This window comes from Massilia sp. NP310 (assembly GCF_019443485.1).
GTDB classification, from domain to species: domain Bacteria; phylum Pseudomonadota; class Gammaproteobacteria; order Burkholderiales; family Burkholderiaceae_D; genus Telluria; species Telluria timonae.
On sequence record NZ_CP080379.1, the window covers coordinates 116,544 to 135,985 of the forward strand.

Below are 19,442 nucleotides of genomic sequence, written 5' to 3' on the forward strand. Positions count from 1 at the left end.
ACGTCATATGCGCATCCTCCACTCAGCGCCACCCCGGCGAGAAGGCGGCGTCGCGCTCCTGACCGCCCTGGTACTGATGCTGGCGGTGCTCATGACCGGCATCGCGTCCACCCGCGGCGCCTTGCAGGGCGCGCGCGCCGCCGCGCACGAACGCGACCGCCTGCTGGCGCTGCAGATGGCCGATGCCGCGCTGCTCGATGCCGAGCGCGACATCGAAGGCGGCGCCGAACCCGGTTCGGCGCGCGCCAACGCCATCGCCGGCGGCAGCGCGGACGCCTTCGTCGCCGGCTGCGGTGGCGGGCGACCCTATAACGGCTTGTGCGCCTACACGGCCAATCCCGACCAGCTATCCGAACTGCTGGCCGAAGACGAAGGCCCGGCGATCCTGTTCGGCAGCATGACGGGGCTGCGCATGCCGGACGGCGAGGGCGCGCTGGCGCTCGCGGCGCCACGCTACCTGATCGAGCTGATGCCGGCGACGCCCGACGGCCAGCTGTATCGCATCACGGCGCGCGGCGCCGGCAGCATGCCCGGCACCCATGCCGCGCTGCAGGCCTATTACCGCAAGCCGCCCGACGGTGCGCGCGGGCGGCGCGTGGGCTGGCGTGAGCTGGGCAACTGGAGCGAGGCGTTCGCGCTGCCGGCCGCCAGCGCGGCTGGCCACCCGACTGGAAAGGACAGACGATGACGAACGGCAGCAAGGGATTCACCTTGGTCGAACTGATGGCCGTGCTGGCCATCCTCGCCATCCTCGCCGCGCTAGTCTATCCTTCGTACACGCAGCAGATGGTGAAGGCGCGCCGCCTCGAGGCCCAGCTGGCGCTGCTGGACATCATGCAGCGCCAGGAGCAATACCGCGCGCTGCATCATGCCTACCTGGCGTTCTCGCTCGACGCCGAAGACGCCGACACCGGCCGGTTCCCGACCTGGACCGGCAACAGCGCAGCCGCCAGCGCCCATGAGCTGGACGGCTACGCTTGCCCCGGCCAGGAGATCGCCCACTGCATCGAGCTGCGCGCCCGGCCCGGCACCGCCAATGTCGACGCCGGATTCGCCGACCCCGATTGCGGCGTCCTGACGCTCGACAGCAGCGGCCGGCAAACGGCCAGCGGGCCGTCGGCGCGCTGTTGGCCATGAGGCCGGCCATGAGGCTCGCCATGATGCGGGCGATGCGGCAGCGCTACTGCGCCGGCCTGTCCCTGGCCGAGCTGGTGGTGGTGCTGGGCATGGTCGCGGTGACGGCGGCGGTGGCGGCCCCCAGTCTGCACGACCTGGTGCGCAGCCAGCAGTTGCGCGCTGCGTCGGGCGACCTGCATGGGGCGATCCAGCTCACCCGTTCGCAGGCGATCGCGCGCAACGAGCGGGTCAAGCTCACGCCCAACGACGCCGCTGGCCGCGACTGGTCGCGCGGCTGGACCGTCTACGTCGACCGCGACGACGACCGCCGGCCGGGCGAGGGCGACGAGATCCTGGCCGTGCGCTCGCCTCTGCCGGACGGCATGCAGGTCAGCTATTCCTTCACCAGCCCTGCGCCGCCGCAATACATCGCCTACAATGGCGCGGGACGCAGCTGCAGCGACACGAACAGCGCCGCATCGCGCCTCGGCACGCTGTCGCTGTTCCATGGCGGCGGGGTGCGCCGTATTAAAATCAATATGCTCGGGCGTGCGCGTCTGTGCAACCCCGCCCGCGAAGACGGGTGCGACGGCGCCGCGGCGCCGCCCTGAAGGAAAAAGATGGCGACCAAGGATATGGCGACAAGCTACAGCGAACTGATCCTGAACGATACCGACGGCATGGCCCTGGCCCTGGACTGGGCGGCGCGCGGCATGTACATCACCGCGCCGAACCCGCGCATCGGCTGCGTGATCGTCAAGGACGGCGTCGTGATCGGCGCCGGCCACACCCAGCCGGCCGGCCAGGCGCACGCCGAGATCCAGGCGCTGCGCGACGCCGCGGCGCGCGGCAACGACGTGCGCGGCGCCACCGCCTACGTGACGCTGGAACCATGCAGCCACCACGGCCGCACGCCGCCCTGCTCGAACGCCCTGGTGCAGGCCGGGTTCAAGCGGGTGGTGGCGGCCATGGTCGACCCGAATCCGCTGGTGGCGGGGCGCGGCCTGGCCCAGCTCGAAGCGGCCGGCATCGAGGTCAAGGCCGGCGTGCTGGCCGAGGCGGCGCAAGAACTGAATGTCGGCTTCTTCTCGCGCATGGTGCGCGGCCTGCCGTGGGTGCGCCTGAAGGTCGCGGCGAGCCTGGATGGCGCCACCGCCCTGGCCGGCGGCGAAAGCCAGTGGATCACGGGCGAGCAGGCGCGCGCCGACGGCCATGCCTGGCGCGCACGCGCCAGCGCGATCGTCACCGGCATCGGCACCGTCAAGGCCGACAATCCCCAGCTGACCGTACGCGGCGTCGACACGCCGTTGCAGCCGCGCCGCGTGATCGTCGACAGTCGCCTCGAGATCGACCTGAACGCCCGCATCCTGCAGGGCGAGCCATGCTGGATCGTGGCCGCCGCCGGGAACACGGAAAAAGCCGCCGCCCTGGCGGCGGCCGGCCATGAGGTCTTGACGCTGCCGAATGCGCGCGGCAAGGTCGACCTGCCGGCCCTGATGCGCGAGCTGGGCCGGCGCGAGATCAACGAAGTGCACGTCGAGGCCGGTTCCAGGCTGAACGCCTCGATGGTGCGCGAAGGCTGCGTCGACGAGCTGCTGGCCTACCTGGCGCCGAGCCTGATCGGGCCGGGGCAGGGCATGTTCGACCTGCCCGCGCTCGAGCGCCTGGCGGACCGTCGCCAGATGCGCTTCCACGACGTGGCGCGCGTGGGCGACGACCTGCGCATCCTGGCCCGATTCGTCGAACCGGCCGCCTGACACTGAACTAGAACCAACACGAAGGAATCACATGTTTACTGGAATCGTCGCCGCCGTCGGCAACATCACTTCCGTCTCGCCCCTGGCGGGCGGCCTGGACGCGGGCGTGCGCCTGGTCGTCGACGCCGGCCCGCTGCCGCTGGCCGACGTCGCCCTGGGCGACTCGATCGCCATCAACGGCGCCTGCATGACCGTGGTCGAGAAGACCGACCGGGCCTTCACCGTCGACGTCTCGCGCGAGAGCCTGAACAAGACCGTGGGCCTGGAAGCAACTGGCGAAGTCAATCTCGAAAAGGCGTTGACCCTGGCCGAGCGCCTGGGCGGCCACCTGGTCTCGGGCCACGTCGATGGCCTGGGCGTGGTGCACAGCTTCGCGCCGGTCGGCGAGTCGTTCGAGCTGATCGTCGATGCGCCCCACGAGCTGGGCAAGTTTTTGGCGTACAAGGGCTCGGTCGTGGTCAACGGCGTGTCGCTGACCGTCAACCGGGTCGAAGACCTGGAAGCCGACGGCAACAAGGTCTGCCGCTTCTCGATCAATCTGATCCCGCACACGATCGAGGTCACCACCCTCAAGCACCTGAAGGCCGGTTCGCAGGTCAATCTCGAGATCGACCTGATCGCGCGCTACGTCGAGCGCATGCTGTCGGCCGCGCGCTGACGCACTAGCGGCCTGCAGTGCGCCAGGTGATGGTGAAGGCGACGGCGATCGACGCCGCCGAGATCAGCACGATCCACAACAGGCTGCCGAAGCTGGCACCGTCACGCCAGACGCACAGGCCGTAGGCCAGCAGCAGCAGGCACGGGCCGGCGCGGCGCAGCCAGCGCGGCGCCGCAGAGCCGTCGCGCCGCCATCCCATCCGTTCCCAGTGTTCCTGCATCGCCAGCGCCAGGCAGGCGAAACCGGCGTAGCTCGCCAGGCAGGCGGACAGCAGCAGCGTCGCGTTGAAGGCCATGCTCATGACCGCGCCTCCGCCCCCGGCACGCGGGCCTGGGCCTGGGCCGGCTTGCCGGCCAGCCGGCGCGCGCTCCATGCCGCCAGCAGTGCCAGCGCCAGCAACATCAGGTCCACGCCGGCCACTGACCATTTCCCGTCCGCGAGCGCCCTGGCGACATGGTCGCCTGTCGTCGCCGCGTTGAGCAGCACGCAGGCGACGGCGAGCAGGCAGGCAGTCCAGGCCTGTTCGCGCCACGCCGCCTTGCCGCGCCACCAGGCGTGGGCGAAGCTGGCCAGCCAGGCGAGATAAAACGTCCAGACCTCCAGCGCGGCGCGCTGCTGCCCATCCGGCAGCAGGCGATTCGCCGCCAGGAAGGCGAGCGTCGCGATGACGATCCCGGTCACGCTGCCGACCGTCAAACCTTCCACCGCGCGCACCCCGGCCAGCCCCTTCGCGGCATGGCGCGCGCGGCGCGCCTCGAGCCAGAACAAGAAGCCGGTGGCGATCAGCACGCAGCCGGCCAGCCCGGCCAGGAAGTACAGCCAGCGCAAGGTCCAGTGCTCGAACTGGATGAAGTGGATGCCCGAGATGAAGCGCTGGGCCGACATCACGGGCGCCGCCTGGAAGCGGTGCAGCACCTCGCCGCTGGCCGCGTCGAAGAACATCTGGTCCACGTTCATCGTGACCTCGCGCGCGTAGGAGCGGCGCAGCTCGACGTAGCTGTTGGCGTCGCCCGGGTGCCAGACCCGCACGAAATATGGCTGAGATTCTGGCTGCGCGCCGCCCCATTCGCGCCGCGCGACGTCGGCCATCGTATCGAGCGAGGCCAGGGGGCCGGGCGCGTTGGCCCTGGGCCGGCTGTACTTGCCGTAGGCATCGGCAAAGAACGCGGCCTTGGCCGCCTTGCCTTCGCCATAGGCGCCGGTGTACGCCTGGGGAAAATAAATCATCATGAAGATGACCATGCCGGACAGTGTGATGATGAAGTGGAAGGGCAGGCCCAGCACGCCGACCAGGTTGTGCAGATCGAGGCTGCTGCGCTGCAGGGATTTGCGCGGCCGGAAGGTGAAGAACTGGCTGAAGATCTTGCGATGGATGATCACCCCCGATACCAGCAACAGCAGCATGCCCATCGCCGCCACGCCGACGATCCACTTGCCGATCTCCAGCCACTGCAGGTGCAGGCCGTAGTGGAAGGGGAAAAAGAAGCCACTGCCGCCCAGCGTGCCTTGCTCAGGGAGGAAGGCGAGCCGCTGCGGGTCCAGCTGGCGCGGCGCCGGTTCCTCATCCGCCGCCTTGTAGGTGAAGCGCAGCACCGGGGTGCGCTGGGTCGGCAGGTCGACCCGCCACTGGCTGGCGCCGGCGGGAACCTCCGGCAGCACGGCGCGCGCGACGGCGTCGAGCGATATGGGCGCGGTTGCGGGCGCGAGCCGCGTGGCCGGCATCATCCAGCGGTCGATCTCGCGGTCGAACACGCTCAGGGTGCCCATCCAGAACACGGCGAACAGCACGCTGCCCAGAACGACGCCGGCCCAGGTATGCAGCCACGCCATCGATTTGCGGAAGGTGTCTTTCATATTGGCTTCCTAGCCCGCCAGGTGGATCACGGCGGCCATCATGACCGCACCCGCCGCCAGAACGGCCAGTTGCCGCGCGATGCTGCGCACGGTGAAGGCCCACACCAGCAGCGCGAGATAGAACACGAAACCCAGCATCGACGACAGCGCGACGGCTTCCGAGCGCGCCATCCCGAAGCGCGCCAGCACGGCGCCGGCCGCGATCACCGTCAGGGCGGTGAGCAGGTAGCCACCCGCCACCGCGCCGGCGATCCTGAGTCCGCGTTCAGAAGCCGAGCGCATAACCGACGGTCACGGTGCGTCCACGGCCGGCGAAGTAGCGCGACGGCTCGACCAGCGCGCTCTGCGAGTAATACGTGATGTAGTCCTTGTCGAGCAGGTTGGCGACGCCGAAGCGCAGGTCGCCCTTGGCGAGCTTGTAGCTCAGGGCCGCATCGACCAGCGTGTATCCCGAGAAGCGCTTCGCCGGCTCGTCGAAGTCCTGCGAGAACGCATGCTGGGCCTGCACCAGCGACGACAGGCGGTCGGTCCAGTTCGCGCTCCAGCTGGCCAGCACGCGGTCCGGCGCCACGTTCAGGCCATCGAGCTTCGCGTCCAGGCTGCCGTCGTTATCGCTGTCGTAGCGGCCCTTGGTGCGCGCATACGACAGGCTGGCGCGGTGGATGGCGTTGAAGCGGTGCGCGATCTTGGCCTCGACGCCTTCCAGCCGCGTCTTTTCGCGCGCCATCATGAACACGCCGCCGACCGAGACGACGCGGGCGCCGAAGTCGGAATCGGAACGATAATAACTGGCGTCGAATTCCCAGTCGCCCTTGCGCACGCGGGTGCCGGCTTCCACGCCGTCGGTCAGGATCGGCTCCAGGTTGCGCAGGCTGCCGATGCTCTGGCCCGGCGTGTTGATCGAGCGGAGCGTGCGACCGATGTCCGGCAGGCCGAAGCCTTCCGAGTAATTGGCATACAGGGTGACGTCCTTGAGCGGCTCCAGCACCAGGCCCGCATTGAGCAGCGTTTCGTTGAACTTGATCTTGCCGCCTTCGACGAAGGTGTTGTTGTAGGCGGCCAGCGTGCGGTAGCTGTCCACTTCGAGGTCGGCGTTCTCGCGCCGCGCGCCGGCGTGCAGCGTCAGGTTATCGAGCAGCTTGAATTCGCCCTGGGTGAACAGCGACAGGTTGCGGTACTTTGACTCAGGAACGAAGGTGCGCTTGGTGCCGTACATGTCCTGCTTGCCCTCGTCGACCAGGGTGTCGAAGCCGAAGGTGAGCTTCAGGCGTCCGTCCAGCAGTCCCTCTCTCGTCAGGCCGACCCTGCTACCGTACTTCGAGGCGACCGAACGCGACTGGTCGTACAGGGTGCCGCGCGGCGCGATCGTCACGTCCTGGAAGGTGGCCGAGTTGTCGGCGCCGAACAGGCCGACGAATTCCTGGCTGTAGGCCATCGCCGACAGTTCCATGCCGGCCAGGCTGGTGTGGGTGTAGCTGGCGCTGGTGGTCCAGACGTCGTTCCAGGCCGGCGTGCCCGGCGGCGTGCCTTCGATCGAAGTGGATGGAATGCTGCGCGCGCGGTCGCCCGGCACGCCGAGGTAGCTGGCCTTCGACTTGATCCGGTAGCGGTTGACCGAGAACTGCAGGCGCTGGTGTTCGTCCGGCCGGTAGCCGATCTTGGCCAGCACGTCGTAGCTGCGCGAATCCATCAGGTCGCCCTGGGTCACGTCGACGCCGATCGAACGGCCGGCGCCGTCCAGGTACAGCCCCTGGTCCTCGTAGCCGACCGAGAACAGGTATTCGAGCTTGTCCCCTCGGCCGTCGAGCCGGTAGGTGGTCTTGTAGCCGAGCAGGTCGCCGTTCACGTCAGACGTTGGCGTCGTCACCTGCACGTCGACGTGCTGGTTGAAGCTGCCCGGAGCAGGGCGGCGCGTGATGATGTTGATGGTGCCGCCGGTCGCGCCGAGGCCGTTGATGGCGTTCGGGCCCTGGACGATCTCGATGCGGTCGACCATCGCATAGTCGATGGTGTGGGCCTCGCGTCCGGTAGGTCGCACCGGATTCGATTGCGGCACGCCGTCGACCAGGATCAGTGGGGTGCGCCCGCGCAGCGTCTCGCCCGAGCCGTTCATCTTGCCGCGGCTGGGCGTGTACGAGGGCAGCAGGTTGCTGAGGACGTCGGACGTGTTGGTGGAGATGGTCAGCTGGCGCGCGATGTCTTCCTTGCGGATCAGGACCACCGTCTGCGGCGCCTTGTCGACTTCGACGTTGGAGCGGGAGGCGGCGATGACGACCACGGCGCCGTCGCCATCGGCCGGCTGGGCCTGGGCGGCGAACGCCAGCAAGGCGAGTGGAATGAACGCTGCGAGTGGATGACGCGGGAAAGGGAAGGTCTGCGAGAACTGCACGAACGGCTCCGATCTACTTGATAATGAGAATTATTATCAAGTAGATCAGAGGCCGATGTCAATCGCCACTGGCAATCGGTGGATGGGATGGCGCGTCGTCAGCTTCCCGCAGCGCGCGTTGTTCCTGCCTTGGCTACCTTGGCCGCCGCCTGCGTCTCCGGATTGAGCACCACCTGCACATAGTTCCTGGTGTCGAAATAGCGCCGCGCGGCCATCTTTATGTCGTTCGCGGTCAAGGCCTGCACCTGTTTTTCCACGGAGAGGATCGAGGCCGGATCGGTGCCCTCGGTCAACGCCGACTGCAGGTTCGCCACCCAGTAGCCGTTCTCGCGCAGCGAGCGGCGGTGATTCTGGATCCAGCCGGTCTTGACCTTGTCCAGCTCCGCCGCGTCCGGACCGTCCTGCTGCAGGCGCGCGATCTCGGCGAAGGTCGTGGCGATCACCTTGTCCACGTTTTCCGGTCCGGTCGGCAGGCTGATGCCGACCGAGTAGTTCCCGTAAGGGATCTTGCTCAAGGTGCCGCTGGCGCCGCCGCCGTAGATCATCGCCATCTTTTCGCGCAGCACCTCGATGATGCGCAGATTGGTCACTTCGATCAGCGCCGACAGGCGCAGCTGCTCGGCTTCGGAGAATTCGGCCTGGCCGGTGAAGTTGAGTGCGATGCTGCTCTTCGGCTCGGAGCCGCTGCGCACCTCGCGTTTCACGATGCCGGTGGCCGGGCGCAGGCCCACGTCGCGGTAGGCGACCGGGATGTCCGGCGTCGGCAGGGTGCCGAGATAGGTCGCCAGCAGCGGCCGGATCTGGCGCTCGTCGAAGCTGCCGACCAGGATGAAGGTCAGGTCCTTGGCGCTCGAGAAGCGCTGGCGGAAGATGTCGATGCTGCGATCCAGGTCGATCTTGGCGTATTCCTCGGCATCGAGCGTGCGCGGCGCGCGCGGGTGATTGTTGTACAGGGCCGCGACCAGCGCGTCGTTGAAGTAGCGTCCCGGCAGGCCGCTCTGGTTGCGCGCGATCTCGGCCTGCTTGTCGATATAGGCGTGGAACAGGCCTTCGTCGCGGCGCACGCCGGCGAACTTCAGCCACAAGAGCTGCAGCATGGTCTCGATGTCGGTGGCGCCCGAAGCGCCCGCGATCACGTCGGTGTAACTCCCCAGCCCCACGGTCACGCCGGCCGCCTTGCCGGCCAGGATCTTGCGCATGTCGAGCGGAGTAAAGTCCTTCACGCCCATGCTGGCCACGATCGCGTTCGAGAAGCGCGCATTGAGGATGTCGCCGTCGGGGAACAGGCTCTGGCCGCCGGGACGGGCGGCGCTCAGCATCACCTGGTCGTTGCGGAAGTCGGTCGGCTTGAGGATGACTTTCACGCCGTTGGACAGGGTCAGGCGGGTCAGGCCCAGCGCCTTGTCGTGTTCCTCGGCGGTGATCTTTCCAGGCTGCGCCGGGCGCTCCATCAGGCGCGTCGCCAGCAGTTTCTCGTCGTGCCGTTCAACCGGCGTGCGCGCGGCCTCGCTGACGGCGGCCAGCAGCTGCGCACCGGTCGGCGCGTCGGGTTGATTGTCCCCTTTGCTCACGCCCGTGTACAGCACCAGCTTGCCGGAATCCGCCGGAATGGTGCGCCGCGCGTAGTCGTTCATCTCGGCGAGCGAAATGCCGGGCACCAGCTGCTGCACGTAGCGCCACTCGGTGTCGATGCCGGGGATCGCCTCGTCCTGCAGGAAGTTGCGGATGTATTCGGCGGCGTAGGTCGCTGAGTCGCTCTTGGCGCGCTCGTTCCATGCCTGCTCGTAGGTGCGCATCAGGTTCTTCTTGGCGCGCTCCAGCTCCTGCTCGCCGAAGCCGTGCTGGCGCGCGCGCTCGTTTTCCTGGACCAGGGCGGTGATGGCCGGCAGGGCGCCGCGCGGGCCGATGGCGGCCGACGAATTATAGGAGTGATAGCGCGGCGTCAGCTTGCCGAGCGAGCTGCTCGCGCCCAGGTAGGGCGCGTCGGGCAGCTGCGCCAGTTCGGCCAGGCGCTGGTTGAGCATGGTGCCGAACAGCGATTGCACCAGTTCGTCGCGGTAGGCGCCGATGGTGCCCAGCTCGCGCACCGGCTGCACCGGGTAGCGGATCAGCACCGCGTTGCCATTGGCTTCCGGGTCGGTGACGACCAGCGCCTCGGTGTCGGCGCGCGCCGGAATCGCGGCGTAGTCGCGTGGCCGCGGATTGGCCGGGTTCTTCAGGTGCGCGAAATGCTGTTTGACGAGCTTCTCGGCGCGCGCCGGGTCGACGTCGCCGACCACCACCACCGCCATCAGGTCGGGGCGGTACCAGTCGCGGTAGAAGCGGGTCAAGGCATCGGGTTTAAAATTTCTTAATACGTCTTCGCGCCCGATCGGCAGCCGTTCGGCATATTTCGAGCCGTTGAACAGGCGCGGATAGATCTGCTTGCCCATGCGGTCCGAGGCGCCTTTGCCGAGGCGCAGCTCTTCGAGCACGATGCCGCGCTCCTTTTCGATGGCGTCGGCATCGAAGCGCACGCCATGAGCCCAGTCTTCCAGCACCTGGAACGCCTTGCTCACGTGTTCCGGCTTGTCGGTCGGGATCGGGAGGATATAGACGGTTTCGTCGAACGAGGTGTACGCGTTCAGGTCGGCGCCGAAGCCCACGCCGATCGACTGCAGATAGGACACCAGCTCGTGCTTGCGGAAATTGGTGGTGCCGTTGAAGGCCATGTGCTCGACAAAGTGGGCCAGGCCGCGCTGGTCTTCATCCTCGAGGATGGAACCGGCCTTGACCACCAGGCGCAGTTCGAGCTTGCGTTCAGGGCGCGCATTGCGCTGGATGTAGTAGGTGAGGCCATTGTCCAGCTTTCCGACCTTGACTTGCGGGCCGACCGGGATGGGCGATTCCATCTGCAGCGCAGGCGCCTGCGCTGCCTGCGGCGCCGGCGCCTGGCCTGCCTGCGGCGCGCCATGCGCCAGCGGGGACAGGCCCAGGACCGCGGCCAGCGCCATCGACGGCAGGCCGCGTACGAAGTTGTTGCTCATTCAATGGTTCCTGGGTGACTTGTTTATTGCATTCTACATGGCGCACAGGCAGGCACGGATGGGCTTAAGACTGCCCTAAACATCGTCGCCGGTTCACAGCACGACCCGTCCTTTGGCCAGCAGCTCGGCCATCTCGAAGGCCGGCACCGGCCGCCCGTACAGGTAGCCCTGCAGGACGTCACAGCCGAGGGAGCCGAGGAAATCGCGCTGGCCGACCGTTTCCACGCCTTCGGCCACCACCGCCAGCGACAGGCCCTGGGCCAGGGCGATCGTGGCCTGGGCGATGGCGGCGCTGCGCTGTTCGGTGGCGATGTTGCGCACGAAGGTCTGGTCGATCTTGAGCTTGTCGAGCGGGAAGCGCGACAGGTAGCCGAGCGACGAGTAGCCAGTGCCGAAGTCGTCCAGCGACAGCGAGACCCCCAGCGCGCGCAGCTCGGCCATCTGGGCCTCGGCCGCCGCGCTGTCGCCCAGCATCACGCTTTCGGTCAGCTCGACCTCGAGCCATTGCGCTTCGAGACCGCTGTCGTGCAGGGCGGTGCGCACCACCTGGGCTACGCTGCCGGCCTTGAACTGGCTGGCCGAGACGTTGACCGCCACCCGCACCGGCGCCAGGCCGGCGTTTTGCCAGGCCTTGTTCTGGAAACAGGCCTGGCGGATCACCCATTCGCCGATCGGGTGGATCAGGCCGGTGTCTTCGGCCAGCGGAATGAAGTCGGCCGGCGACACCGGCCCGATCTCTTCGCTGCGCCAGCGCAGCAGCGCTTCCATGCCGACCACGCGGCCATCCAGACGCGAGACCTGCGGCTGATAGTGCAGCGACAATTCGTCGCGCTCGATCGCGCGCCGCAGGCGCGTCTCCAGCGCCAGCCAGCGCAGCGCCTCGGCGTTCATCTCGCCCTTGAAGAACCGGAAGCCGTTGCGGCCCGACTCCTTCACGTGGGCCAGCGCGGCGTCGGCCGCCTTGAGCAGGTCGCCGGGGGCGTCGCCGTCGCGCGGATAGACGCTGATGCCGATGCTGCCGGTGACCACCACGTCGTGTTCGCCGACCAGCAGCGGCTGCGAAACGGCTTCCATCAGGCGCCGGGCGCAATAGATCACGTCGTCGGTGTCCTCGAAGCTGGTCAGCAGCAGCACGAATTCGTCGCCCGACAGGCGCGCTACGGTGTCGGTCGGGCCGGCCACCTCGCCGGCGCGGCGCGCCACCTCGCGCAGCACGGCGTCGCCGGCCGCGTGGCCCAGGCTATCGTTGATGCGCGACAGGCGGTCGATGTTAAACAGCAGCAGCGCCACCTGGCTCGCATCCTGGCGCGCGGCGGCCAGGGCCTGCTGCATGCGGTCGTTGAACAGCGAGCGGTTCGGGAGCAGGGTGAGCGCATCGTGGCTGGACAGGAAGTCGAGCTGGTGGTGGGCGGCCTTCAGCGCCGACAGGTCGGTCGACACCGACACGTAGGCGGTGCGCCGGCCCTGTTCGTCGTGGACCGCGCTGATGCTCATGCTGGCGGGGTAGATCTCGCCGTTCTTGCGCCGGTTCCAGATCTCGCCGCGCCACTGGCCGTCGTGTTCCAGGCAGCTCCACATGGCGGCGAAGAACGCGGCGTCGTGGCGCCCGGATTTCAACGAGCTCGGATTCTGGCCCATGACTTCCGCTTCACGGTAGCCCGTGATCTCTTCGAAGGCCGGGTTGGCGGCGACGATGTTGGCGTCGGCGTCGGTCATCAGGATTGCTTCTTGCGTGCTGTCGAACACCTGGCGCGCCAGTTCCAGCCGGTGTTCGCTGTCGCGCAGGGCGGCGTCGGCGTCGGCGCGCGCCAGCGCCTCGAGCTGCAGCTGGGCCGCGTGGCGCTGCACGACTTCGTACAGGTTCAGGTTTTCGTAGGCCACCGCCAGCTGGGCCGCCAGGGCCGTGGCCCAGCGCTCCTCTTCGTCCGAGAATGGGGCGGCGCCGACGCGGCGCGTGCAATACAGCCAGCCGAGCGGATGCTGCAGGTCGTGCACCTGCAGGCCGAGCAGGTTGCCGACTTCGGGGTGGTGCTGGGGCAGGGTGGCCAGCAGGGCGTCGTCGCCGCTAAGTCGCAGCGGGGCGCGCGCACGCAGCAGCACGCCGGGCAGGTCTTGCTCGTTCAGCGCGTAGGCTTCGAGCAGGCCGCCTTCCACGCCATGGGTGGCCAGGTGGCGCACGGTGCGTTCGGTGCTGTCCAGCAGGCACAGGGCGACGCAATCGGCGTCCAGCACGCGCCGCGCGGCGTCGACGAAGGCATCGGCCAGGGCCTCGACGCGGCGCTCGCCCACCAGCATCATGCACATGCGCTCCAGTTCGGACAGGCGCGCGCACAGGTCGAACGGCAGGTCGCGGTCGTGTTCGCGGCTTGAGGGCAGCGCCGGCGCCGGTGCGCCGTGCACCACGCCCAGCTCGGCCGCCACGGCCGCGAGGATGCGCTGCGGCTCGGACGGCTTGCCCAATACCGTGGTCACGCCGCAGCGCGCTGCCATGGCCATCGTCTCGCGCTCCGAATAGACGGCCGAGAAGAAGATGACGCGGGTCGCGCGCAAAGCGGGCTCGGCGCGCAGCTGCTGGACGAACTCGTAGCCGTCCATGGTCGGCATCAGGATGTCGGTGATGATCAGGTCGGGGCGCTCGGCGCGCGTGATGGCGAGCGCCCGGGCGCCGTCCTCGGCCTCGATGATCCGGTGTTCGGTATACCCGAGGAGGGCCGCGAGATAGCTGCGGTTGCTCGGCCGGTCGTCGACGATCAGGATCGTGGCCATCAGCGCCGCCCTTTGCACGGGGCGGCGCCTGGATGGCTGACGTGGACGGCTACCGGCATGGCAACTCCGAAAAGTGGGGCGCACCCTCTGGATGGGCACGGTAAAGATGTCTTAATAATAATCCAGTCGGGCGTAGGCACGGTACGATGTTGCGCGTGAAAATAGCGAGCTTAACAATTTAAAGCCGCAAAATCACTAGTTGTTGCTCATTGGTAACACCGGCTGGCGCGACAAGGCGGCCGTGCCGCCGATTTGGAGGCAGGCAGGGGCCGACAATGCGGTTGAAAGCCTGTAAATCCATTAAAATAGCGGATTACGCATAACACCCCCGTTTCAAGGAATCCCGTATGTCTATTTCCAGCACCGAGGACATCGTTGCCGAACTGCGCGCCGGCCGCATGGTCATCCTGGTCGACGAGGAGGATCGCGAGAACGAAGGCGACCTCGTGCTTGCCGCCGACTTCGTCACGCCCGAGGCGATCAACTTCATGATCCGTCACGCGCGCGGCCTGGTCTGCCTGACCCTGTCCGAGGAAATCTGCGACCGCCTGGCCCTGCCGATGATGACCTCGCGTAACGGCACCTCGTTCGGCACCAATTTCACCGTGTCGATCGAAGCGGCCGAAGGCGTCACCACCGGCATCTCGGCGGCCGACCGCGCGCGCACCATCCAGGTGGCGGTGAACAAGGGCACGACGCCGGACGACCTGGTGCAGCCGGGCCACATCTTCCCGCTGCGCGCCCAGAAGGGCGGCGTCCTGATGCGCGCCGGGCATACCGAAGCGGGGTGCGACCTGACGCAGATGGCGGGCCTGACCCCGGCCTCGGTGATCTGCGAGATCATCAAGGAAGACGGCACCATGGCGCGCCTGCCCGACCTGATCGAGTTCGCCAGGGAGCACAACCTCAAGATCGGCACCATCGCCGACCTGATCCACTACCGCAGCCAGAACGAATGCCTGGTCGAGCGCGTGGCCGAGCGCACGCTGTCGACCGAGGCCGGCGAATTCCAGCTGGTCGCCTTCCGTGACGCCCCGAGCGGCTCGGCCCACCTGGCCCTGGTCCACGGCGAACTGTCGCCCGAGAAAGAAGCGCTGGTGCGCGTGCACCAGCCGGTGTCGATCCTCGACCTGCTCGAGAACCGCGCCACCACCCACTCGTGGGACATGGCCTCGGCCATGAAGACGATCAAGGCCAGCGACGCCGGCGTGATCGTGCTGCTCAATTGCGGCGAAAGCGCAGATCAATTGTTCGCCCAGCTGGCGCCGCAGGACGGCAAGGCCAGCCGCGCCGGCGCCCGCGCCGCGTCGATGGACTTGCGCACCTACGGCATCGGCGCCCAGATCCTGCGCGCCCTGGGCGTGGGCAAGATGCAGCTGCTGGCCAATCCGCGCAAGATGCCGTCGATGACCGGTTTCGACCTGGAAGTCACCGGCTACGTGCCGCGCCTTGACGCCTGAACAATCAACCAATCAACAAGAAGAGGTCAGCCATGACGGTAGGAACTTTTGAAAGCAATCTGCAGGGCGAAGACCTGCGTATCGGTATCGTGCAGGCCCGTTTCAACGCCGACGTCGGCCACGGCCTGCTGTCGTCCTGCCTGGCCGAACTCAAGCGCCTGGGCGTGGCCGACGAAGACATCCTGCACGTGACCGTGCCGGGCGCGCTCGAAGTGCCGCTGGCGCTGCAGCGCATGGCCGTGACCGAACAATTCGACGCGCTGATCGCCCTGGGCGCGGTGATCCGCGGCGAAACCTACCACTTCGAGCTGGTGTCGAACGAATCGGGCGCCGGCATCACCCGCATCGGCCTCGACTACGGCATCCCGATCGCCAACGCGATCCTGACCACCGAGACCGACGAGCAGGCCGAGGTCCGCATGGCCGAGAAGGGCGGCGACGCCGCACGCGTCGCGGTCGAGATGGCCAATCTCCTGATGGCGCTGGACGAGCTGGTGCCAGAGGACGAATAACAGTAAAGGCAAGAAAACAATGACTGACAAGAGTACGCACGCCAACCCGAGCAAGAACCGCACGCCGCGCCACCGCGCGCGCGAGTTCGCGCTCCAGGGTCTGTACCAATGGCTGCTGAACAATGAATCGGCGCGGGTGGTCTCGACCAATATCCGCGGCGCCCACGGCTTCGACAAGGCCGACAGCGAGTTCTTCTCGGCGCTGCTCAATGGCGCGATCAGCACCTCGGTCGAGCTGCGCGAGTCGATCGCTCCGCTGATCGACCGCGCGATCACCGAGCTGTCGCCGATCGAGCACGCGGTGCTGCTGCTGGGCGCCTACGAGCTGAAGAACCATCCCGAGATTCCCTACCGCGTCGTGATCAACGAAGCGGTCGAGCTGACCAAGTCGTTCGGCGGCATCGATGGGCACAAGTACGTCAACGGCGTGCTGGATAAATTGGCGTCGCGCATGCGGCCGGACGAAGTGGCGGCGAACGAGCGTCGTTGATCGTTCCGCTTCCTGACGAGAAAAAGCCACCGTGCGCGAGCCGGTGGCTTTTTCGTTGGTAGGTGGTCCGCCAGCGAATTGGATTCCCGCCTGCGCGGGAATGACGTGCTTGGGTACGTGTGCAAAGCCGCGTTGGTGGTGTTCGGGCGGAGAGATTACACGTCGTTCCCGCGCAGGCGGGAACCCAATTCGTCCGAGCAGCCGAAACAACATCTATATAGAACAGACGCAAAAAAGCCACCGCCGCAGCGGTGGCATCCAAGGACTTCCCTCGTGATCTTACAGGCCGGCCAGCGGCTCGACGTTCGGCACCTGCGCGCCGGTGGTGGAGGCGGTGGTGGTTTCCTGCATCGGCTTCGCTTCCGGCTTGGCCGTATCCGATTCAGGCTGCTTGGCGGCGACGATGGTCACCGGCGCCGGCGAGATGCGCGGGGTGCGCACCGGGACGTTCTGGCCTTTCGAGACCTTCTTCAGCAGCTTGTACTCGGCCAGCACCTTGTTGCCATAGCCCGAATCGGTTTCCAGGTCGGCCGCGCCGACATAGGTCTTCAGGCCGCCTTCGATCGAGCCGGTACGCTTGACGTAATCCTTCAGGATCAGGGCGCCGACACGGATGTTGGCGACCGGGTTCAGGGCCGCTTGCGGGCCGCCCACGTTCTCGAACTTGTCGTGGTGGACCTTGGCCATGACCTGCATCAGGCCCTTGGCGCCCATCGGGCTTTCGGCGAACGGGTTCAGGCCCGATTCGATCGCCATCACCGCCAGGATCAGGAGCGGATCGAGTTTCAGCTCGTGCGCCGTCAGGTAGGCGGTCGAAACCAGCATATTGGCGGCGTCGCCGGCCACGCGATAACGCTTGGACAGCCAGTTGGTGACGTATTGCTGCTGCTTGCTGTTGCCCAGCATCGTGTGCGAATCGCGCAGGTGCGTCGTTTCGACGGCCACCGCCTCGACCACCGCCTTGGGCGTCGGCGCGACTGGCGCTACCGGTTCGGCCACGGCAACGACGACTGGCTGCGGATGCAGCATTTCAGAGACGCGTTTGGCGAAACTGTCATTGGTGTACAGCAGCGCCAGCATGGCGACTGCGGTCAGACCGAATACGGTCAGGGTAGTGCGTGCGGTTTTCAACAATCCGCTTGCCGTTTTGCTCACGGAAGACCACGTGATTGGCTGGCTGGCCATGGATTGCACGAGCCTTGCGCTCGTGATAAAACGATGAAACATCGAATTTTCCCCTTGTCGCGGCAAAAGAGATCCCGTCGTGTCGCTCTAAGCGAAACGCAGAATGTGTTTTGCCGTGCATCAGAAAATCGTTTGTCGCCGCGACGCGGCCGACTAACGCCGTCATTGCTTTGCTTCAGCTGGCTGCTAACCCGTAGGGCAGGGACCAGTGGCTCAACAACTGTCTCGGGGGTTTGGGCAGACGCCCAAGAGAAAACACTCCTTAAAATGTCATATGGGGCCCCGACCCCGTGAATGCATGAGAACGGCTAAAATTGTGGCAAAAAAAGTAAGGCCGTCTCATCAAGTAGGACGGATTGTAGGGGCGGAGCTTATATCAAGTCAACCCTAGCACGTTCGGCTCTTATAACTTTTGGTTCTGATGAGGTGGCCTTCCAAATGGAAAGACTTGACGAATCAATCACTTGGCACCACCCTCTCACTTACGTTCTGCAATCGAAGAAATGCACAAAACTTGATGAAATATACAGACTTGCGAGATTTTTTGGCCCAGCTCGAACGCATGGGCGAGCTCAAACATATTGATATTCCGGTATCGCCCAACCTCGAAATGACCGAGATCTGCGACCGCACCCTGCGCGCCGAAGGTCCGGCGCTGCTGTTCCGGCAGCCGACCGGGCACACGATCCCGGTCCTCGGCAACCTGTTCGGCACCCCGAAGCGGGTGGCGCTGGGCATGGGGGCGGAAGATTTAAGCGAGCTGCGCCAGATTGGCCACGTGCTGGCGCGCCTGAAAGAGCCCGAGCCGCCCAAGGGTTTCAAGGACATCATGGGCATGGGTTCGCTCGTCAAGGCCGTATGGGACATGGCGCCGAAAGAAGTAAAAGGCGCTCCCTGCCAGGAAATCGTGTGGGAGGGCAAGGATGTCGACCTCGGCCGCCTGCCGATCCAGCACTGCTGGCCGGGCGACGTCGCGCCCCTGATCACCTGGGGTCTGGTGATCACCAAGGGCCCGAACAAGAAGCGCCAGAACCTGGGCATCTATCGCCAGCAGGTGCTGGGGCCCAACAAGGTGATCATGCGCTGGCTGGCGCACCGCGGCGGCGCGCTCGATTTCCGCGAGCACGCGCTGGCCAATCCGGGCAAGCCGTATCCGATCGCGGTAGCGCTGGGCGCCGACCCGGCCACCATCCTGGGCGCCGTGACGCCGGTGCCGGACACGCTGTCCGAATACCAGTTCGCCGGCCTGCTGCGCGGTAGTCGCACCTCGCTGACCAAGGCGATCGGCAGCGAATTGATGGTGCCTGCCTCCGCCGAGATCGTGCTCGAAGGGCATATCTACCCGGATGAGAACCACCCGTCCGGCTTCGAGCACGCGCTCGAGGGGCCGTATGGCGACCACACCGGCTACTATAATGAACAGGACAGTTTCCCGGTGTTTACCATCGACCGCATCACGATGCGGCGCGATCCGATCTATCACTCGACCTATACCGGCAAGCCGCCGGATGAGCCGGCCGTGCTGGGCGTGGCGCTGAACGAAGTCTTCATCCCGCTGCTGCAGAAGCAATTCACCGAGATCACCGACTTCTACCTGCCGCCGGAAGGCTGCAGCTACCGCATGGCGGTGGTGCAGATGAAGAAGCAGTACGCGGGCCACGCCAAGCGGGTGATGTTCGGCGTCTGGAGTTTCCTGCGCCAGTTCATGTATACCAAGTTCATCGTCGTGGTCGACGAGGACGTCAATGTGCGCGACTGGAAAGAGGTGATCTGGGCCATCACGACCCGCGTCGATCCGACCCGCGACACGGTCATGGTCGACAACACCCCGATCGATTACCTCGACTTCGCTTCGCCGATCAGCGGCCTGGGCAGCAAGATGGGTATCGATGCCACTAATAAATGGCCGGGTGAAACCAATCGCGAGTGGGGCACGCCGATCGTGATGGCGCCTGCGGTCAAGCAGAAGGTGGACGAGATCTGGGGGCAGTTGGGGCTCTGACACGAGAAGGCCGGCGCTGCGGCGCCGGCCATATTTCCCCAATCGTTCGCGGTCAGGTATAATGGGTGCTGGCGGGCCCCTGCGCATTGTGGCATGGTTTACCTGGTCAGGTCGGGAACGAAGCAGCCAAAGCCGTTCACCGCAAGTGCCGCAGATCAGGCTCGCCTCTTATCTTCTCTCTTCCGCAGCAATTCCCTTTCTGTAATTCTCTTTCTGCAGTTCTCTTT

The 19,442-nt window shown here is 66.4% G+C and carries 17 protein-coding genes and 1 other RNA gene; 10 read left to right on the forward strand and 8 right to left on the reverse strand.

The genetic code is table 11. The features are described 5' to 3' along the window. Positions 1 to 7 precede the first annotated feature (7 nt). Genes KY496_RS00535 through KY496_RS00555 form a run of 5 tightly spaced genes read left to right on the forward strand, consistent with a single transcriptional unit; the run spans position 8 to position 3,531 of the window. Positions 8 to 688 (forward strand): hypothetical protein, encoded by a 681-nt coding sequence (locus KY496_RS00535; RefSeq protein WP_229520387.1) that lies wholly within the window; start codon positions 8 to 10, stop codon positions 686 to 688. After that, positions 685 to 1,137, forward strand: coding sequence for a type IV pilin protein (locus KY496_RS00540; RefSeq protein ID WP_005671262.1), 453 nt, complete (start codon positions 685 to 687; stop codon positions 1,135 to 1,137). The genes KY496_RS00535 and KY496_RS00540 overlap by 4 nt, the downstream gene beginning before the upstream one ends. Before the next feature lie 8 nt (positions 1,138 to 1,145). Further along, positions 1,146 to 1,727, forward strand: a complete 582-nt coding sequence (locus tag KY496_RS00545) for a GspH/FimT family pseudopilin (protein ID WP_005671263.1) — start codon at positions 1,146 to 1,148, stop codon at positions 1,725 to 1,727. A 9-nt stretch (positions 1,728 to 1,736) separates the two neighbouring features. Continuing rightward, complete coding sequence (gene ribD / locus KY496_RS00550; protein ID WP_229520388.1) at positions 1,737 to 2,873, forward strand: bifunctional diaminohydroxyphosphoribosylaminopyrimidine deaminase/5-amino-6-(5-phosphoribosylamino)uracil reductase RibD; 1,137 nt, start codon at positions 1,737 to 1,739, stop codon at positions 2,871 to 2,873. A gap of 31 nt (positions 2,874 to 2,904) precedes the next feature. Continuing rightward, positions 2,905 to 3,531: a riboflavin synthase gene (locus tag KY496_RS00555; protein ID WP_005671265.1), complete on the forward strand. Its 627-nt coding sequence runs from the start codon at positions 2,905 to 2,907 to the stop codon at positions 3,529 to 3,531. Positions 3,532 to 3,535: 4 nt separating this feature from the next. On the opposite strand, the gene KY496_RS00560 is transcribed toward KY496_RS00555, so the two are convergent. The 6 genes from KY496_RS00560 to KY496_RS00585 form a co-directional block, all read right to left on the reverse strand. Next, positions 3,536 to 3,832: a DUF3325 domain-containing protein gene (locus KY496_RS00560; protein WP_005671266.1), complete on the reverse strand. Its 297-nt coding sequence runs from the start codon at positions 3,830 to 3,832 to the stop codon at positions 3,536 to 3,538. Next, positions 3,829 to 5,385 carry a PepSY domain-containing protein gene (locus KY496_RS00565; protein ID WP_219863389.1) on the reverse strand — a complete coding sequence of 519 codons (1,557 nt, stop codon included), beginning with the start codon at positions 5,383 to 5,385 and terminating at the stop codon, positions 3,829 to 3,831. Before KY496_RS00565 ends, KY496_RS00560 begins: the two co-directional genes overlap by 4 nt. Before the next feature lie 9 nt (positions 5,386 to 5,394). Beyond that, positions 5,395 to 5,667: a hypothetical protein gene (locus KY496_RS00570; RefSeq protein WP_005671268.1), complete on the reverse strand. Its 273-nt coding sequence runs from the start codon at positions 5,665 to 5,667 to the stop codon at positions 5,395 to 5,397. Then, the gene (locus KY496_RS00575; RefSeq protein ID WP_219863390.1) at positions 5,651 to 7,774 is read right to left on the reverse strand and encodes a TonB-dependent receptor; all 2,124 of its coding nucleotides are present in this window, start codon (positions 7,772 to 7,774) and stop codon (positions 5,651 to 5,653) included. The genes KY496_RS00570 and KY496_RS00575 overlap by 17 nt, the downstream gene beginning before the upstream one ends. Positions 7,775 to 7,872: 98 nt before the next feature. Then, entirely contained in the window at positions 7,873 to 10,800 is a 2,928-nt protein-coding gene (locus tag KY496_RS00580) for a pitrilysin family protein (RefSeq protein ID WP_219863393.1), read from the reverse strand. 93 nt (positions 10,801 to 10,893) lie between these two features. Continuing rightward, complete coding sequence (locus KY496_RS00585) at positions 10,894 to 13,566, reverse strand: EAL domain-containing protein (protein ID WP_219863395.1); 2,673 nt, start codon at positions 13,564 to 13,566, stop codon at positions 10,894 to 10,896. Between the two features lie 347 nt (positions 13,567 to 13,913). Between KY496_RS00585 and ribBA the strand changes: the two genes are divergently transcribed. From ribBA to nusB, 3 genes are read left to right on the forward strand one after another with little or no spacing between them, the layout of a single operon-like run. After that, a complete protein-coding gene (gene ribBA, locus KY496_RS00590) occupies positions 13,914 to 15,026 on the forward strand; it encodes a bifunctional 3,4-dihydroxy-2-butanone-4-phosphate synthase/GTP cyclohydrolase II (RefSeq protein WP_005671272.1) in 1,113 nt (370 codons plus the stop codon). 32 nt (positions 15,027 to 15,058) lie between these two features. Continuing rightward, complete coding sequence (gene ribH, locus KY496_RS00595; RefSeq protein WP_005671273.1) at positions 15,059 to 15,538, forward strand: 6,7-dimethyl-8-ribityllumazine synthase; 480 nt, start codon at positions 15,059 to 15,061, stop codon at positions 15,536 to 15,538. A gap of 19 nt (positions 15,539 to 15,557) precedes the next feature. Beyond that, positions 15,558 to 16,028: a transcription antitermination factor NusB gene (gene nusB, locus KY496_RS00600; protein WP_005671275.1), complete on the forward strand. Its 471-nt coding sequence runs from the start codon at positions 15,558 to 15,560 to the stop codon at positions 16,026 to 16,028. A 279-nt stretch (positions 16,029 to 16,307) separates the two neighbouring features. Here the strand turns inward: nusB and KY496_RS00605 are convergent, their stop codons facing one another. Beyond that, positions 16,308 to 17,108: a transglycosylase SLT domain-containing protein gene (locus tag KY496_RS00605; RefSeq protein WP_229520389.1), complete on the reverse strand. Its 801-nt coding sequence runs from the start codon at positions 17,106 to 17,108 to the stop codon at positions 16,308 to 16,310. Next, positions 17,083 to 17,379, reverse strand: a complete 297-nt coding sequence (locus tag KY496_RS26975; protein WP_229520390.1) for a hypothetical protein — start codon at positions 17,377 to 17,379, stop codon at positions 17,083 to 17,085. The genes KY496_RS00605 and KY496_RS26975 overlap by 26 nt, the downstream gene beginning before the upstream one ends. Before the next feature lie 351 nt (positions 17,380 to 17,730). Here KY496_RS26975 and ubiD point away from each other — a divergent pair, with 351 nt between their 5' ends. Together ubiD and ffs are read left to right on the forward strand one after the other, a co-directional pair. Further along, the gene (gene ubiD, locus KY496_RS00610) at positions 17,731 to 19,215 is read left to right on the forward strand and encodes a 4-hydroxy-3-polyprenylbenzoate decarboxylase (RefSeq protein WP_219863399.1); all 1,485 of its coding nucleotides are present in this window, start codon (positions 17,731 to 17,733) and stop codon (positions 19,213 to 19,215) included. A gap of 70 nt (positions 19,216 to 19,285) precedes the next feature. Beyond that, positions 19,286 to 19,384, forward strand: an RNA gene (gene ffs, locus KY496_RS00615) — signal recognition particle sRNA small type. The last annotated feature ends 58 nt before the right edge of the window (positions 19,385 to 19,442 follow it).